Source organism: Flavobacterium sp. LS1R10, from assembly GCF_003968825.1.
GTDB lineage: Bacteria > Bacteroidota > Bacteroidia > Flavobacteriales > Flavobacteriaceae > Flavobacterium.
The window spans coordinates 107,877-125,269 of record NZ_RYDH01000005.1 but is presented as its reverse complement, the minus strand read 5'-3'; the positions used below and the strand labels follow the sequence as shown (position 1 = coordinate 125,269).

Here is a 17,393-nt window from a genome sequence, read left to right as displayed (position 1 = left end):
TCATTAGAAATAAAAGAATTTAAGTAATTATTAATGAGATTGCTTCGTGCCTCGCAATAACAATATGGAATCAGTTCAAAACATAAAACAACGATTTGAGATTATCGGGAATGACCCGAAGCTTAATCGTGCGATAGAAAAAGCCATTCAAGTTGCTCCTACTGACATTACCGTTTTGGTAGCCGGAGAAAGCGGAGTTGGAAAAGAAAATATTCCCAGAATTATTCATTCGCTTTCGCACAGAAAGCACGGAAAATACATTGCTGTAAACTGTGGCGCCATTCCAGAAGGAACCATTGACAGTGAGCTTTTTGGGCATGAAAAAGGCGCTTTTACCGGAGCAACAGGAACTCGGGAAGGTTATTTTGAAGTGGCTGATGGAGGAACTATTTTTCTGGATGAAGTGGGCGAATTACCCTTGACCACCCAAGTGCGTTTGTTGCGTGTTCTTGAAAATGGTGAATTTATAAAAGTAGGTTCTTCACAAGTACAAAAAACAAATGTGCGAATTGTGGCGGCCACAAATGTCAATTTATTTGATGCTATCGAAAAAGGGAAATTCCGTGAAGACCTCTATTATCGTTTAAGTACAGTGGATATTACTTTGCCCCCTTTGCGCGATCGAAAAGAGGATATTCACTTATTGTTTAGGAAATTCGTCGCTGATTTTGCCCATAAATATAAAATGCCGCCTTTGAAACTGGATGAAAGTGCTGTGCAATTATTGCAAAAATTTCGTTGGAGCGGAAACATCCGACAATTGCGAAATGTAGCGGAACAAATATCCGTTTTAGAAACCAACAGAGAGATATCTGCAGTGACATTACAATCCTATTTACCCGTACAAGGAAACAATTTACCTTCCGTTATTAAAGACCAAAAAAACGAAAGTGATTTTAGTACCGAAAGAGAAATTTTGTACAAAGTACTTTTTGATATGAAAAGCGATCTAAATGATTTAAAAAAACTGACCTTAGAACTCATCCAGAATGGCGTTTCTAAAGTCCAGGAAACAAATCAAAACTTGATCAAGAAAATATATGGATCTAAGGAAAATGATAGTGAAATTGATTTTGAAGAAGAACCAAGAGCAACTTTAATAGCTGTAAAAAACAATGACAACGATTATCAGGAAAGGGATGATACTTATCTTTTTGCCGAAACTGTCGAAGAAGAGGAAACCTTGCGTCTGGAACAAAAGGAAATAGAAATGATTAAGAAATCATTAGAAAAAAATAAAGGAAAACGAAAAGCCGCTGCAGATGAATTGGGAATTTCCGAAAGAACTTTATACCGGAAAATCAAACAATTTGATTTATAATGTAGTCCGAAAAATACAACTTGTTTAATTGAAAATGAATATATTTGACCCGAACATTGGTGAGCCGGCGAAGCAATTTTTAAAAAATAAAATGAAATATCTAAAACGTATACTTCTCTCCGTACTTATAATAAGCATCAACAGCTGCTCGGTTTACAACTTTACAGGGACGGGGAAAATTGATGCTGAAACATTTCAAGTGGGCTTTTTTCAGAATAATGCTGAATTAATTGAACCCGGAATTGACCGGACATTTACACTAGAACTTCAAGATTTGATTCAGAATCAAACCAATTTAAACTTGGTACAAAATGGTGCAGATTTAACCTATGAAGGAGAAATTGTTGATTACAGAATTAGCCCTATGACAGCAACGGCAGACCAGCAAGCTTCTCAAAACCGTTTGACAATTCGTGTGAATGTTCGTTTTACCAATAAGAAAAAAGAAACAGATGATTTTGAAAAACCATTTACTTTTTTCTTTGATTATCCTGCACAACAACAATTGACAGGCGCAACCTTGAATGCTGCTTTAAAAGATATTTTTGAAAGAATAACACAAGATATATTTAATGAATCTCTGGCTAAATGGTAAATAAAGAAATATCCAGTTGGCAGTTTTTAGTATTCAGTGCAATATACTAAAACTTGAAGCCTAATTGTTGAACATTGATTACTGAACATTGAACACTTGAAAAATGAATGTAACTGATTATACTTATTTGATTAACAAACCTGATGTTGTACATCAAAAGCAAACAGAAGCTTTGGAAAAAGTATTAAACGAATTTCCTTATTTTCAGAGCGCCAGAGCACTTCACCTAAAAGGCCTGTACAATGAGAACAGTTATAAATACAATGGTGCTTTAAAAATAACGGCTGCTTATACAACGGACAGATCCATTTTATTTGACTTTATTACCTCCGATGTTTTTACTTCAATTCACAAAAGTCTCTTTACTAAAAAAGCACTTGAAATCCTTGACATTCCGGTAGTTGAAAGTGAAATTATTTCGTTTCAAGAAAAAAAAGAACCCAAATTAAATCCTTTAGAACAATCCATTCTTACCTCAATAAAGGAAGCTTCTCCAACCGCCCCAATCCAAACGAATTCTATACCAATAGCAGAAAAAATGGATCTTGGAAAACCGTTGGATTTTTCGGCAAAAGAACAACATTCCTTCCAAGAATGGCTACAGCTCTCTCGTACAGAACCTATAGAAAGAGAGAATGAGGATTCTAAAAAACCGGATGCTCCAATGGACGAGGAGAAAAGAAAAAAATTAGACTTAATCAATAAATTTATAGAAACAAGTCCAAAGATTTCTCCTGTAAAACACGGCGCTGCTTCCTCAGTATCCTTAGACCTAAATGCACCAGATAACTCGTACTTGATGACCGAGACTTTAGCCCGAGTTTACTTGGAACAAAAAAAATATCAAAAAGCGATACAAGCTTATGAAATATTAATTTTGAAATATCCAGAAAAAAGTAGTTTCTTTGCAGACCGCATAACGGATATTAAGATTTTACAACATAATAATAATTAAACAATGAGCACATTTTCAATTTTTTTAGTTTTAATAACTATAGTTTGTTTTCTATTAATCGTAGTAATCATGGTTCAAAACCCTAAAGGTGGTGGATTATCCTCTACAATAGGTGGTTCTCAAATGTTAGGCGGGGTACAAAAAACAACTGACTTTTTAGACAAAAGCACTTGGACATTAGCAACTATATTAATCGCACTTATATTACTTTCAAGCTTGAGCTTTACAGGAACATTAAGTGATACTGATTCTAAAATCATTGACAATATGGGAACCGCTGCACCAAACACAACTACTCCTATAGCAGTACCTGCTCAAAACACACCTGCAGCTACAAATCCAGTAAAATAAATCACTTCTACATATTCTAAATGCCAGCCTGTCAAAGCTGGCATTTTTTATAAGAAAATGTGTCAGTTTGATTAAGATGGCACAATTTCTGAAATCTTCATCTTTATTAATTAATATTGAATACTAAAAAATATAAAATCATGGATTTAAACATTAAACCTCTTTCAGACAGAGTCCTTATCGAGCCCGTTGCTGCTGAAACAAAAACGGCGTCAGGAATCTTCATCCCTGATACTGCCAAAGAAAAACCACAAAAAGGAACTGTTGTTGCTGTAGGAAACGGAACAAAAGACCACACTATGACAGTGAAAATTGGTGATTCTGTTTTGTACGGAAAATATGCTGGTACTGAATTGAAACTAGAAGGAAAAGATTATTTGATCATGCGTGAAGACGATATTCTTGCAATTATCTAAATTAAAGTACGGACAAGTCGTGACTTGTCCCTTCAAATAAACATTAAACAAAATTTAAAATGGCAAAAGATATAAAATTTGATATAGAAGCACGTGACGGATTAAAACGTGGTGTTGATGCATTGGCAAATGCAGTAAAAGTAACGCTAGGGCCAAAAGGTCGTAATGTTATTATTGGAAAAGCTTTTGGCGGACCAACCGTTACTAAAGATGGTGTAACTGTAGCAAAAGAGATTGAATTGAAAGACCCACTAGAAAATATGGGCGCACAAATGGTAAAAGAAGTAGCCTCTAAAACGAATGATTTAGCCGGAGACGGAACTACAACTGCAACCGTTTTGGCACAAGCGATCGTAAAAGAAGGATTGAAAAATGTTGCTGCCGGAGCCAATCCTATGGATTTGAAACGCGGGATAGACAAAGCAGTTGATGCTATTGTTGCTGATTTGGCTAAACAAGCCAAAGTAGTAGGTACGGATTCTGAAAAAATCAAACAAATCGCTTCAATTTCTGCTAACAATGACGAAGTAATTGGGGAGTTAATCGCTGCTGCTTTCGCAAAAGTGGGAAAAGAAGGGGTTATTACTGTTGAAGAAGCTAAAGGAACAGATACGTATGTTGATGTTGTTGAGGGCATGCAGTTTGACAGAGGATATCTTTCTCCTTATTTTGTTACCAATTCAGAAAAAATGGAGGTAGAACTAGAAAATCCATACATCCTTTTATATGACAAAAAAGTTTCTTCTTTAAAAGAATTATTACCGGTTCTTGAGCCTGTAGCACAATCTGGGAAACCATTATTGATTATTGCTGAAGACGTAGATGGGGAAGCATTGTCTACACTAGTGGTAAATAAATTACGTGGAGCCTTGAAAATCGCCGCTGTAAAAGCGCCTGGTTTTGGAGACCGAAGAAAAGCTATGCTAGAAGACATCGCTATTTTAACTGGTGGAACTGTAATTTCAGAAGAAAGAGGATACACTTTAGAAAACACAACTATCGAAATGTTAGGTACTGCTAAGAAAGTGACTATCGATAAAGATAATACTACAATTGTAAGTGGTGCAGGTGATGCGGATATGATCAAAAATCGTGTCAACCAAATCAAAGGTCAAATGGAAGCTACCACTTCTGATTATGACAAAGAAAAGTTGCAAGAACGTTTGGCTAAATTAGCTGGTGGAGTTGCTGTACTTTATGTAGGTGCTGCATCTGAAGTAGAAATGAAAGAGAAAAAAGACAGAGTAGATGACGCACTTCACGCTACTCGTGCTGCAGTTGAAGAAGGAATTGTTGCTGGTGGTGGAGTTGCTTTACTGAGAGCTAAAAATGCACTTAGTGCTATTAAAGCAGATAATGCTGACGAAGCAACCGGAATTCAAATTGTATCTCGTGCAGTGGAGTCTCCATTGAGAACTATTGTTGAAAACGCAGGTCTTGAAGGGTCTGTAGTTGTTGCAAAAGTCGCTGAAGGTAGTGGTGATTTTGGTTATAACGCAAAAACAGACGAATATGTCGACATGCTTAAAGCAGGAATTATTGATCCTAAAAAAGTAACTCGTGTAGCTTTAGAGAATGCAGCTTCAGTTGCCGGAATGATATTGACTACTGAGTGTGCTTTGATTGATATTAAAGAAGATAATGGTGGTGGAAACCCAATGGGTGGCGGCATGCCAGGGATGATGTAATCTCAATTCTTTTCAAATAAAAAACCGTCCCGATAAAAAATTGGGACGGTTTTTTTATGAGTTATAATTTGTTTATTCTTGAACTTTAGCTTTTTTGCTAAACTTATAAATTACCGGTAAAACAGTAATCCCTACTAAAATCAATACAATTAATTCGATATGCTCCTTTAGATCAATCTGATAATTCTCAAGTAAAAAACCATATAAATAATGTCCGGCAAAAATTAGGGTGAACGACCAAATAAAAGAACTTAAAATATTATAAAACATAAACTTCTTCTTATCCATTGAAACGATTCCGGCAACTATTGGTGCAAAAGTCCTCAATATTGGAAGAAATCGAGCAAAAATAATTGCCTTACCTCCGTATTTTTCAAAAAAATCTTTTGATTGAACCAAGTACTTTTTCTTAAACCAAAAACTATCTTCCTTGTTGTATAGATAATACCCGCTTTTAGAACCAAACCAGTAGCCTACTACGTTTCCTAAAATTCCTGACAATGCGACAAGTGTGGATAAGAGAACCACATTTAGAAAATCGTTATTGATAACTAAAATATTCTCTATCAATTCGCGACTGTAAATTCCTGCCAAAAACAATAAACTATCTCCTGGCAGAAAAAAACCTGCAAAAAGACCCGTCTCCGCAAAAACAATAAATAAAACTATATAAATACCCAATTTAATTCCATTAACATCAAAATGAATATAAAAAAGTGGGTCAATTAAATTCTTCCAATCAAAATCGTTCATTCTAAGGTGTTTTATGCTAAAATTATTCGTGCGTGAAAGTACGGATAATATATCTCAACCACAATTTATGATACTATTTTAAAGTTTTATTAACTATTTAAAGTAGCAGAATTATCTTTACATTATTTACAGCCAAAAGTTGTTTATAAAAATCCTGATTTTAGTTATGTGTATAACCGTTTTTCATAGTTAACAACTACAATTTTTACTCAAAAAAAATTAAAGTATGGCATTAAAAAAACCAAAGTTTTCACTTTGGCGTTTCTTTAAAATTATTTTCGTTTATATTGACAACAAGCATGAAGACTGTCATAATCTTCCTTTAAAGCCCTGGCTCCCTCTGTGTCGTGACCTACTTTCGCAATCGCTTTTTGAATTGTTGGAACATTCGTTTTTTGTTCGTTTATAATCAGATATAAAGTACCACAATCCATATGCCATTCGGCAGATTTCACACCAGAAACACTAAATGCCACTTTTTCAATTCTCTTTTTGCACATGTCACAATTCCCGCTCACATGAAATTCAACCTTAGCATTTTTGCTTTTCCCTTCTTGAGCCTGAACCGTAAACCCAACAAAAATCAGTAACATTACTAGTGTTATATTTTTCATCATTTAATTTTTTTTAACCTATTTAATTTTAAAACGTAAACCCGCATAATACATTTGTCCAAAAACTGGACCATAAACTATTGACGCGTCAAAAGTAGGTCCAAATGGATTTTCATTACCCAAGATAACATTGTCCTGCTTGTAATTACCAATGTTTTCTCCGCCAATATAGATTTCGAAAGTTGGAGAAAAAGATCGTGTAACCTGTATATTCATCACAGAAAATGAAGGTGAAAATTCAGGCAGCCTGTCAACTTCAGGATTGATTGACGTATTGGGTAATTGTTGTTTTCCGAGCCAGTTAAGCGTATAATCAAACTTCCATTGTTTTCCTTCTTCTAATATTTGCGTTTCAAATCCTAAATTTCCAAAGAAACGATGTTTTGCCTGTAGTGGTCTTTGATAGGTTCCTGATAAATAATCCGTTTGAACATCATAGTATTTGTAGGCTGTTCTCAAATTAAAACGCTTTATTGGTTCATAATTAAATTCTACTTGCAAACTATTCGCATGCGATTTTCCGTTCAAGTTATAAAACAAAACCTGTTGCGGACTTTGCATTATATCAACAATTGCTTGGTTCTGAAAATCAGTTCTGTAGAAATCAAAACCAACATCAGCACTTTTGCCAAAAAACAAAAAACCCTGCATAAAACTCAATCCATAATTCCATGCAATTTCAGGATTTAAACCGTATATTTTTCCTTTGGTATCTAAAAATTCAAAAGTTCTTGAACTAGCTAAAAGCTGTTGGTTTTCAGCAAAAACATTAGCACTTCGTTTCCCTCTACCTGCTGAAAATCGCAAAACACCTTTCTCCCAAGGATTGTATCGCACATGTAATCTTGGCGTAGCAAAAGTCCCTAAACGATTGTGATTATCTATTCTGCCGCCTAGAACTACGCTAAAATTCTCCGTATTATCATACGTATATTCAAAAAAAGCACCTACTGAGTTATCAATTCTGCTGTAATCATTCACATTGACAAACTCACCGTATTTATCATAGGTAAAGTTTAGACCTGTAGAAAATTTATGCATTGTATTATTAATAATCGAATTGAAAATCAGGTTCGAATAATAACTTTTTTGTTCAATATTATATTGATTTAGTCCAAAATAAGAGTTTTGATCGTGACTGTTAAAGGCATTCTGAAAACCAATACTTTGATATGGCATGTCAGGAAAAACATAGCCTAATTTAGCGGAAACATCAAAACGTTCCGTATTGATTTCGGAACCCCAATAATTTGTCGTTCCCCTGTCTCTATCCGGATCAAAATTTAATTCTCCTGTTTGTTTTTGATCATTCATATATCGGAAATTGATGAAACTCACCCACCCTTTTTTGGCATTGGTATATTGCCAACGATTTAAAACATTGATTTGTTTTGCTAATGGATTATCAAGAAAGCCATCGTCATTCATATCGTTTTTTGCAACTCTGGTATTTCCGTGTACAAATAAACTACTGCTCCATTTATCAGAAATTTTAGTATTGAAATGTGTATTTAATTCAAATCGAGAATCTGTCGAACCATAGACATTTAGAAAAAATGGAATATCGCTGATTGGTTTTATTAATTCGGTATTAATTTGTCCCGAAATACTTTCGAAGCCATTGACAACACTTCCTGCACCTTTGGTAATTTGGATACTTTCTACCCAAGTTCCTGGTGTAAATGACAACCCGTAGGCTTGAGAAGCACCACGTACCGAAGGAATATTTTCCTCGGTAATCATCAAGTAAGGACTCGTCAATCCTAGCATTTTTATTTGTTTCGTTCCCGTCAAAGCATCCGAAAAATTAACATCAATTGAAGGATTTGTTTCGAAACTTTCTGCCAGATTGCAACAAGCGGCTTTCAGTAATTCTTTGCTTGTCAGTGTTGTAGTATTAGTTGTTAGTTTGTACGATTTTTTTAAACTTTTGCTGCTGCCTTGTATTTTTATCTCTTGCAAAGTATCTTGCGAATAAGAATTAAAAACACATAAAAGAAACAATAAAAATATTGAAATTTGTTTTTGCATGATTGATTTTTAATGTTAGAATAATGTAAAACCACTAAAGTGTGATTCAAGTTCTACTAAAACATTAAAAGCTACGCGTAGAAAATATATTGGTGGTATAATTTAAAAAAAAGCGGCGCATTTGTATCGAAACAATACGACGTAAATTGGCTGTTTTGAAAATTTGAAATAAATGAAAAGACATAAGGATTCCATTCTTTTATTGAAAATGTAAAATCTGTATCGGCAGAAACTGTTTTTTGGACTAATTTATCAGTCTTCTTTTGAAAATTAACCTCTTTGTCTTCGCAACAATTTGATTTTTTTTCAACAACATTACAACATTTTTTTTCTAATTTTTGATCTTCAACAGGAGTTTTAAGAGTAATAGACGAAATTTCATTTCCGCAATAACGCAGATTAAATGCTACTCCTACATTGGAAACCAATAGGAAAAAAGCAAGAAGAACACTAACCAGTCCTTTGAATTTCATCATGCAAAAGTAGTGATTTAATCAAACTCCAAAAGCTAAATTCAAGTTAAAATCTACAATTCAAGTTCTTGTCCCATCAAAGGAACTTTACATTCAAAACTATATTTTTCCTGGACTTTGATACGGAGTTCATCCAGTGGCTGATTTTCACCATGCGCTGACAACCTTTTTATTTCCTGAATTTTTGCTTTTACCGGATAATATTACCCGCGAATATTAATTCCTTTTGCCCCTTGTATCAATTTTCTTTCTCGTGTTCCTTCGGCGTGATACCCCACTGTAATTATTATAAATCCCCTCCATGGCTTCCTCATAATCCGAAACTCATGAAAACATTTTACTCATTTCAGCACATTCTCCTAGCGGTAACTTGTGCCATTTTTTATTAGTAGAAAAAATATTCAGTGCATTGATTCCCATTGAAGCATCAATAATATAAGGGATCTTGGAGATTCTGTCTTCTTTCTGAATTTTAGCGCTATCCAAAAGGATTTAAAACGAGACCGAATACACCTCGGAACTTTCACATCCGTAGCAACCTCTCGACCCGTATCATACTTATATTCGACCATAGCGATCGTTTCGTTTTTTTGACCAGCACATCTATTTCATGCGAGACACATTTACCTTGTAAGGTCAAATTATTAATTTGATTTATAATGCTACGCGAAATAATTCGTCCTATATATTTTTCAAAAAAACTGCAGTACCTGAGAGTCCAATTGTTTCTCTTAAATTATAACGTGTGACATGAAAATCAGCTTTTTCTTCAATAATGAAAAAGCCATTTTGTAGATTTCCTTTGTAGAAATACCCTCATACATCTGCTTTTTTATAGCCTGTAAAATTGCGTCAACCTCCATAATGCTAGCACCAGATTTGATCAGTGATTTTTTAAGTTTATCCGAATTAAATTAGGCTATATAGTCAGAATGTTTCACTGTTTTAATAGCAATAGAAATTTGATTTACAGACACTTAAATCGACATTGAAGACAAACAAAAAAGACTACTTATTTTGTTTCTGATAATAAAATCCAGGAACAAACAATAATAAAAAAATAGGCTGAATTAGAAACCGACGGATATAAAACAATATCCAATTGTGGTTTCCCCAAATAAAATAGATGATGTAGAAAAAAGCAACCATTAAAATCATAAAAAGAAAATAATACAGCACAAAGGCGAATTTCACCATCATTATTTCTTTAAAAAGCACATAAATAATCCCCAATGAAATAGCGGTATTTAATGTATAACGAAACAATAGCCCATAAAATAATTGGACTGCATTGAAACTTGGCAACGGTAACTTCGCAAAATCTTTCTTGAAGAAATCCAGAAAAGGATCATAAAACAACTGATTTTCAAAAGCACGAACAAGCACCAGTAATACAACAAAAAAAAGAAATTGCAGTACGCGAACTTTGTTATTAAGAATCTTTTGAAGCATATCTTGAAAATTTACGAACCCAAATTAACCACAATACAAAAACTAAACTATAAATGTACAAAGGAAAAAGAACTCCGTGCAAGAAGGGTTCCTGTTTTGGAAAATAAAAAATAAGTGCGCTTAAAACAGCTATTCTCAAAACATTCAATACATAAATAAACAGACTTCCGCCAAAGATAAAAAGCAGCGTCGTTAGTAGTTTTCCAGAAAAGGCCACGACAAATGAAATAAACAAAATAATTACGCTAATTGCATTACATCCTTCTACAATTCGGGCTACATATTTCTGGTTATAAAACAACTTCATATAAGGAGATGCAGTGCTCTCTTCAATTGAAGATTCATCATTAAATAACTGCAGCACTTGCTCTGTATTTTCACTTACCATTCTGGTAACAGAATCTATTTGATTTTCTTCAAAACCATTAAGAAACCGCTGATACAAAAAAGTCAGCACTATATAAGTTAAAAAAAAAGTACCTAGAAAAATCAAAAAAGGCTTGTAGAGAATAAAATATTTTTTCAAAATTTATTTTTTTAACAAATTTATGTAATTTTTAAAACTGGCTTTAAATACTTTTGTACAAATAAAAATAAAAAAACATGACATTTCAAGAACTACAACCAAAAGTAACAGAAATCACATTAAATACAACGTTGTCAAGAGATGAAAAACTATTGTCTATTTGTGAGCTGCTTAGTAACTCTGTTGCCTATTATAATTGGGTAGGATTTTATTTTGCAAATCACGAGTCTAAAACATTGCACTTAGGACCCTATGTGGGAGCAGCAACAGACCATACGGTAATCCCTTTTGGAAAAGGAATTTGCGGACAAGTGGCTGTTTCAAACGAAAACTTTGTAGTTCCTGACGTTGCAGCGCAAGATAATTATATTGCTTGTAGTTTTACCGTGAAATCAGAAATCGTTGTACCCCTTTTTGTAAACGGAGAAAACATAGGACAAATTGATATTGACAGCCATGTCATAGATCCATTTACAAAAGAAGACGAAAAGTTCTTAGCCTTTGTGAATGAGGAAATTGCAAAATTGTATTAAGATTTAAAATAATTCATAATTCATAATTCATAATTCATAATTATTTTTTACTTTTGCACCCGTCTTACAATAGCTGTAAGGCATACATAAAAATCATTAAACAAATATTGGAATGTATTTAACTAAAGAGATTAAAGAAGAAATCTTCGCTAAACACGGAGAAAAAACAAACACTGGAAAATCAGAAGCTCAAATTGCTTTGTTCACTTTCAGAATTAGCCACTTAACGGAGCACTTGAAAAAAAATCGTCACGATTATAATACAGAGCGTTCATTAGTCTTGCTAGTAGGTAAAAGACGATCTTTGTTGGATTATTTGAAGAAAACAGAAATCAACAGATACCGTGAAATTATCAAAGTATTGAATATCAGAAAATAATCAATATGTAAAGAGGCGCGAGAGTGCCTCTTTTTGTTTTTATATTTCCGCGTCCAAAGTTCATTTTATAATCCTGACACAAAAGGGATTAGAATTAAGACCGCATTATAAGGTAAGTACCAATTTGTATTTGCAAATAAAAAAGTTTCGTTTTTCATTGGGTTTTAAGCATTAACTACGCAAAATAACTACAACACAACTAAAATCCATTGTTTAATCAAGAAAATACAATTATGATTCCAAAAGTTTCAAGAGAAATTATCGATTTAGGAGATGGGAGAAGCATCTCAATCGAGACCGGAAAATTAGCCAAACAAGCTGACGGTGCCGTAGAAGTACGAATGGGAAATGCAGTGTTGCTGGCAACAGTTGTATCTGCCAGAAAAGCAAGCCCAGGAATTGACTTCTTGCCCTTAACATTAGATTATCGTGAAAAATTTGCTGCCGCCGGGCGTTTTCCAGGTGGTTTCTTTAAAAGAGAAGCAAGACCAAGCGATAATGAAATATTAACTATGCGTTTAGTGGATCGTGTATTGCGTCCTCTTTTCCCAAAAGATTATCATGCAGAAACGCAAGTGATGATTCAATTGATGTCGCATGATGAAAACGTAATGCCAGATGCATTAGCCGGTTTAGCCGCTTCGGCAGCTTTATCTTTATCTGATATTCCTTTTTCAACTTTAATTTCTGAAGTTCGTGTAGCCAGAGTTGACGGTCATTTCATCATCAACCCAAGTCGTACTCAATTAGAATTGTCTGATATTGACATGATGATTGGCGCTTCAAAAGAATCTATCGCAATGGTAGAAGGAGAAATGAAAGAAATTTCAGAAGCCGAAATGGTTGAAGCGATTAAATTTGCGCACGAGGCAATCAAAATTCAAATTGCTGCTCAAGAACGATTAGTTGCTGCTTTTGGTAAAAAAGAAGTACGAACTTACGATCAAGAAAGAGAAGATGTGGCTATTTATGAAAAAGTAAATGCTGCAGCTTATGACAAATGTTATGCAATTGCAAAACAAGGAACAGCAAAACACGAAAGAACAGCTCAATTTGCGGAAGCAAAAGAAGCTGTAAAAGCATTGTTTACTGAGGAAGAATTAGCTGAAAACGGTGATTTAGTTTCAAAATATTTTGCTAAATCCAGTAAAGAAGCCGTTCGTAATGTAACCCTTGATTTAGGCACACGTCTGGACGGTAGAAAAACAAATCAAATTCGTCCAATTTGGGCTGAAGTTGATTATTTACCTTCAGTTCACGGATCTGCTTTATTTACAAGAGGAGAAACTCAAGCATTGGCAACAGCTACTTTAGGAACTTCCAGAGAAGCAAACCAAATTGACTCTCCATCACAACAAGGCGAAGAAAAATTCTACTTGCATTATAACTTCCCTCCTTTTTCTACTGGTGAAGCAAAACCATTAAGAGGAACTTCAAGAAGAGAAGTGGGTCACGGAAACTTAGCACAACGTGCTTTGAAAAACATGATTCCTGCTGATTGTCCTTATACCATTCGTATTGTATCTGAAGTATTAGAATCAAATGGTTCATCTTCAATGGCAACCGTTTGTGCCGGAACATTAGCTCTTATGGATGCCGGGATTCAAATGACCAAACCCGTTTCCGGGATTGCAATGGGATTAATTTCTGATGAAAAAACAGGCCGATTCGCTGTATTGTCTGATATTCTTGGTGATGAAGATCACTTAGGAGACATGGATTTTAAAGTAACCGGAACCGCAGATGGAATTACCGCTTGTCAAATGGACATAAAAATTGAAGGATTGGCGTACAACATCATGGAAGAAGCTTTAGCTCAAGCTCGTGAAGGTCGTTTGCATATTCTTGGAAAAATTATAGAAGTTTTAGCTGCTCCAAAAGCAGATGTAAAAGCGTATGCTCCAAAAATCATCACAAGAACAATTCCTGGCAACTTTATTGGTGCATTGATTGGACCTGGTGGAAAAGTGATTCAAGAATTACAAAAATCTACAGGAACTACTATCGTTATCAATGAAGTAAATGAGCAAGGAGTTATTGAAATTCTAGGAACAGATCCTGCCGGAATTGAAGCGGTATTGGCTAAAATTGAGTCCATCACTTTCAAACCACAAATGAACGAAGCTTACGAAGTGAAAGTAATCAAAATGCTAGATTTTGGTGCCGTTGTAGAATACACAGCTGTTCCAGGAAACGAAGTTTTATTACACGTATCCGAGTTAGCTTGGGAACGCACTGAAAACGTTTCGGATGTGGTCAATATGGGCGATGTCTTTATGGTGAAATACCTTGGACTGGATCCAAAAACCAGAAAAGAAAAAGTGTCCAGAAAAGCACTTTTACCAAGACCTCCTCGTGAGGAAAGAAAAGAGTAATCAGATCTTAGTTTACTAAAGGTTTATTTATAGGGAATCCCGTTTCATGAATTTGAAACGGGATTTTTGTTTTATATAAATTTATTTTAAAACAATTGTAACTTTTAGGCAACTTCATACGTATAACCATTTGTACACTTAAAATTTAGGAGACAAAAAAAACATGAGACAACTAAAAATCACCAAGCAGGTAACCAATCGTGAAACCGCTTCATTAGACAAGTATTTACAAGAAATTGGTAAAGTTGACCTTATTACCGCAGACGAAGAGGTAGAATTAGCACAAAAAATTAAAGCCGGCGACCAGAAAGCATTAGAAAAATTGACGAAAGCCAATTTACGTTTCGTAGTATCTGTAGCCAAACAATACCAAAATCAAGGATTAACCCTTCCCGATTTGATCAACGAAGGAAACCTTGGACTTATAAAAGCAGCACAACGTTTTGATGAAACACGTGGTTTTAAATTCATCTCGTATGCCGTTTGGTGGATTCGTCAATCTATCTTACAAGCATTGGCTGAACAATCTCGTATCGTTCGTTTGCCTTTGAACAAAATTGGTTCTATCAATAAAATCAACAAAATGTACGCTTTATTAGAGCAATCTAACGAGCGCCCACCTTCTGCTGAGGAAATTGCAAAAGAACTTGATATGACCGTAAATGACGTAAAAGAGAGTATGAAAAACTCTGGCCGTCACTTATCCATGGATGCGCCTCTTGTAGAAGGAGAAGATTCTAACCTTTATGACGTTTTACGTTCCGGCGAATCACCAAATCCAGACAGAGAATTAATCCACGAATCATTGCGTACCGAAATCGAGCGTTCCCTAGAAACATTGACTCCAAGAGAGGCTGATGTAGTTCGTTTGTACTTTGGTCTTGGTGATCAACACCCAATGACCTTAGAGGAAATTGGCGAAACTTTCGACCTGACTCGAGAACGTGTTCGTCAAATCAAGGAAAAAGCAATCCGAAGATTAAAACACACTTCAAGAAGCAAAATACTAAAAACCTATTTAGGATAAAACAGTCAATTTTTTAAAAATCAAAAGTCATAACGTTCTACAACATTATGACTTTTGATTTTAAACTTGTGACTAATAGCTAACGACGGTCTGATTAACTGTTCGTTTTTTGATTGATGATTGAAACTCCGGCTGATTACCGGAGTTTTATTTTTTTAAGCAAAACTCCATTCAGTTCGCTTAGCTCGGCTCGGATATCAGGAGTTATATTTTTAAAATCTAAATTCTTCTCACCATTCATTTCTCACTACTATGGCGTAACCCTCCGTAAAAACTTCGGGTCGGGCTATCGGCTGTATCTCTCCGCTACGCTACGAGGATGCCGCCTCTATCCCTTACGCGCAATGTACGGACAACTCGCGAGTTGTCCCTTCTAAAAAAACTTTCACCAATTGCTGCAAAAAAACTACTTTTGCACAAACAACACAAACTGTAAAGATGCACTACAGTGCATCTCTATAAAACAACTACACAATGAAAAATACTCTTATTGCACCATCAGTACTTGCGGCCGATTTTGGAAACCTGCAACGCGATATCGAAATGATCAATGACAGTGAAGCCGATTGGTTTCATATTGACATCATGGATGGTGTTTTTGTACCTAACATTTCGTACGGAATGCCCGTTTTGGAAGCCATAAACCGCCATGCAAAAAAAACAATCGACGTTCACTTGATGATTGTAGATCCAGATCGCTACATCAAAACTTTTGCTGAATTGGGCGCCAATATTCTAAGCGTACACTACGAAGCTTGTACCCATCTTCACAGAACCCTGCAAGCCATCAAAGCCGAAGGAATGAAAGCTGGAGTCGCCATTAATCCACACACAAATATCGACCTATTAGAAGATGTAATCAACGACATTGATTTGGTTTGCATCATGAGTGTAAATCCAGGTTTTGGCGGACAATCATTTATCGAAAATACCTATGCTAAAATTGAGAAGCTAAAAGCTTTAATCACTAAAAAAGAAGCAAAAACAATTATTGAAGTAGATGGCGGTGTTACCAACAAAAACGCAAAACAACTTGTAGAAGCCGGAGCTGATGTACTGGTAGCCGGAAGTTATGTTTTTAAAGCAGAAAATCCAACAGCTACAATTGCTGATCTGAAGAAATTGACAAACCTATAATACTAAAAGTCCCGATTCAATAGTTATTAGATCGGGACGGGTTTAAAATGAAAATAGCAATTACAAAAACCAACTAGAGGCTGTCACGGTCAATGCAACTTTTATAAAGGAACGCTCTGAAAAACTCATTGAGCGCTTTAAAGACAAAATAGAAAAAGCTTAAACAAACAATTACGGATTTAAAAGACCAATCATCTAAATTTTCTCGCTGTGGTTTAAGGTTGAAACTGCAACTAAAAACGCATTACTACTTACTTTTTCTTCAAACTACCATACCATTCCTGTAGCGAAGGATAAATGAATCCAGCTGTTTTTTGGATTGGATTATAAAAAAGAGAATTATCCAGCGTCTCTTTTTTGGCCAACAGATGGTTGTAGTTAATCTTCTCGAAAACCGCGAAAACAATACCCAGAATCAAAACAGTTTTCAGCACCCTGAAAAAACCACCTCCCAAAGCATTCAACCAGCCCAAAAAAGCAAAATCAGCTACTCCTGTCAGGAATTTACCTAAACCTGAAACCACAACAACTACAATAATGAACGTAAGAACAAAAGCTACTACTTGAATGGTATTAGGATTCCATTTGACAAATCCCACTAAAATATCCCGCATATAGGAGGAAAATTGTACTGCAATATAAATACCGGCCAGTAGTGAAATTAGTGATGCTAACTCCACAAAAAGACCGTTTTGAAGGCCTTTGTAAAAAGCAAAAGCAAGCAATACACCCAAAATGATATCAAAAAATCCCATACTTAATTAATT

At 35.0% G+C, this 17,393-nt stretch carries 19 protein-coding genes; 11 read left to right on the top strand and 8 right to left on the bottom strand.

The window, feature by feature from the left end; all coding sequences use genetic code 11:
• Positions 1 to 64: 64 nt before the first annotated feature.
• The 6 genes from EKL96_RS10490 (at position 65) to groL (ending at position 5,326) form a co-directional block, all read left to right on the top strand.
• A complete protein-coding gene (locus tag EKL96_RS10490) occupies positions 65 to 1,321 on the top strand; it encodes a sigma-54 interaction domain-containing protein (RefSeq protein ID WP_126461897.1) in 1,257 nt (418 codons plus the stop codon).
• A gap of 91 nt (positions 1,322 to 1,412) precedes the next feature.
• Positions 1,413 to 1,916, top strand: coding sequence for an LptE family protein (locus tag EKL96_RS10485; protein WP_126461894.1), 504 nt, complete (start codon positions 1,413 to 1,415; stop codon positions 1,914 to 1,916).
• A 103-nt stretch (positions 1,917 to 2,019) separates the two neighbouring features.
• Positions 2,020 to 2,871, top strand: coding sequence for a tetratricopeptide repeat protein (locus EKL96_RS10480; protein WP_126461891.1), 852 nt, complete (start codon positions 2,020 to 2,022; stop codon positions 2,869 to 2,871).
• A gap of 3 nt (positions 2,872 to 2,874) precedes the next feature.
• Complete coding sequence (gene secG, locus EKL96_RS10475; RefSeq protein ID WP_126461888.1) at positions 2,875 to 3,222, top strand: preprotein translocase subunit SecG; 348 nt, start codon at positions 2,875 to 2,877, stop codon at positions 3,220 to 3,222.
• 140 nt (positions 3,223 to 3,362) lie between these two features.
• Positions 3,363 to 3,638, top strand: a complete 276-nt coding sequence (groES, locus tag EKL96_RS10470) for a co-chaperone GroES (RefSeq protein ID WP_126452815.1) — start codon at positions 3,363 to 3,365, stop codon at positions 3,636 to 3,638.
• 59 nt (positions 3,639 to 3,697) lie between these two features.
• A complete protein-coding gene (groL, locus tag EKL96_RS10465) occupies positions 3,698 to 5,326 on the top strand; it encodes a chaperonin GroEL (protein ID WP_126452813.1) in 1,629 nt (542 codons plus the stop codon).
• Between the two features lie 72 nt (positions 5,327 to 5,398).
• On the opposite strand, the gene EKL96_RS10460 is transcribed toward groL, so the two are convergent.
• From EKL96_RS10460 to xrtF, 7 genes are all read right to left on the bottom strand, one after another.
• Positions 5,399 to 6,079: a DedA family protein gene (locus EKL96_RS10460; RefSeq protein WP_126461885.1), complete on the bottom strand. Its 681-nt coding sequence runs from the start codon at positions 6,077 to 6,079 to the stop codon at positions 5,399 to 5,401.
• A gap of 272 nt (positions 6,080 to 6,351) precedes the next feature.
• The gene (locus EKL96_RS10455) at positions 6,352 to 6,696 is read right to left on the bottom strand and encodes a metal transporter (RefSeq protein WP_317125142.1); all 345 of its coding nucleotides are present in this window, start codon (positions 6,694 to 6,696) and stop codon (positions 6,352 to 6,354) included.
• A 15-nt stretch (positions 6,697 to 6,711) separates the two neighbouring features.
• A complete protein-coding gene (locus EKL96_RS10450; RefSeq protein ID WP_126461882.1) occupies positions 6,712 to 8,724 on the bottom strand; it encodes a TonB-dependent receptor plug domain-containing protein in 2,013 nt (670 codons plus the stop codon).
• Between the two features lie 71 nt (positions 8,725 to 8,795).
• The gene (locus tag EKL96_RS10445) at positions 8,796 to 9,200 is read right to left on the bottom strand and encodes an HYC_CC_PP family protein (protein WP_126461880.1); all 405 of its coding nucleotides are present in this window, start codon (positions 9,198 to 9,200) and stop codon (positions 8,796 to 8,798) included.
• Positions 9,201 to 9,521: 321 nt separating this feature from the next.
• Positions 9,522 to 9,683 carry a hypothetical protein gene (locus EKL96_RS14215; protein ID WP_158615227.1) on the bottom strand — a complete coding sequence of 54 codons (162 nt, stop codon included), beginning with the start codon at positions 9,681 to 9,683 and terminating at the stop codon, positions 9,522 to 9,524.
• 522 nt (positions 9,684 to 10,205) lie between these two features.
• Positions 10,206 to 10,649, bottom strand: a complete 444-nt coding sequence (locus EKL96_RS10440) for an exosortase F system-associated membrane protein (protein ID WP_126461877.1) — start codon at positions 10,647 to 10,649, stop codon at positions 10,206 to 10,208.
• Entirely contained in the window at positions 10,630 to 11,175 is a 546-nt protein-coding gene (gene xrtF, locus EKL96_RS10435; RefSeq protein ID WP_126461866.1) for an exosortase family protein XrtF, read from the bottom strand. The genes EKL96_RS10440 and xrtF overlap by 20 nt, the downstream gene beginning before the upstream one ends.
• Positions 11,176 to 11,252: 77 nt before the next feature.
• Between xrtF and EKL96_RS10430 the strand changes: the two genes are divergently transcribed.
• From EKL96_RS10430 to rpe, 5 genes are all read left to right on the top strand, one after another.
• A complete protein-coding gene (locus EKL96_RS10430; protein WP_126461863.1) occupies positions 11,253 to 11,708 on the top strand; it encodes a GAF domain-containing protein in 456 nt (151 codons plus the stop codon).
• 112 nt (positions 11,709 to 11,820) lie between these two features.
• On the top strand, positions 11,821 to 12,087 hold the full coding sequence (rpsO, locus tag EKL96_RS10425; RefSeq protein ID WP_066079886.1) for a 30S ribosomal protein S15: 267 nt from the start codon (positions 11,821 to 11,823) through the stop codon (positions 12,085 to 12,087).
• Between the two features lie 233 nt (positions 12,088 to 12,320).
• Complete coding sequence (locus EKL96_RS10420; RefSeq protein ID WP_126452801.1) at positions 12,321 to 14,462, top strand: polyribonucleotide nucleotidyltransferase; 2,142 nt, start codon at positions 12,321 to 12,323, stop codon at positions 14,460 to 14,462.
• A gap of 163 nt (positions 14,463 to 14,625) precedes the next feature.
• Positions 14,626 to 15,489: an RNA polymerase sigma factor RpoD/SigA gene (locus EKL96_RS10415; protein WP_007137700.1), complete on the top strand. Its 864-nt coding sequence runs from the start codon at positions 14,626 to 14,628 to the stop codon at positions 15,487 to 15,489.
• 474 nt (positions 15,490 to 15,963) lie between these two features.
• Positions 15,964 to 16,626 (top strand): ribulose-phosphate 3-epimerase, encoded by a 663-nt coding sequence (rpe, locus tag EKL96_RS10410; protein WP_126461860.1) that lies wholly within the window; start codon positions 15,964 to 15,966, stop codon positions 16,624 to 16,626.
• 251 nt (positions 16,627 to 16,877) lie between these two features.
• On the opposite strand, the gene EKL96_RS10405 is transcribed toward rpe, so the two are convergent.
• Positions 16,878 to 17,381 carry a CvpA family protein gene (locus EKL96_RS10405; protein WP_126461857.1) on the bottom strand — a complete coding sequence of 168 codons (504 nt, stop codon included), beginning with the start codon at positions 17,379 to 17,381 and terminating at the stop codon, positions 16,878 to 16,880.
• Between the last annotated feature and the right edge of the window lie 12 nt (positions 17,382 to 17,393).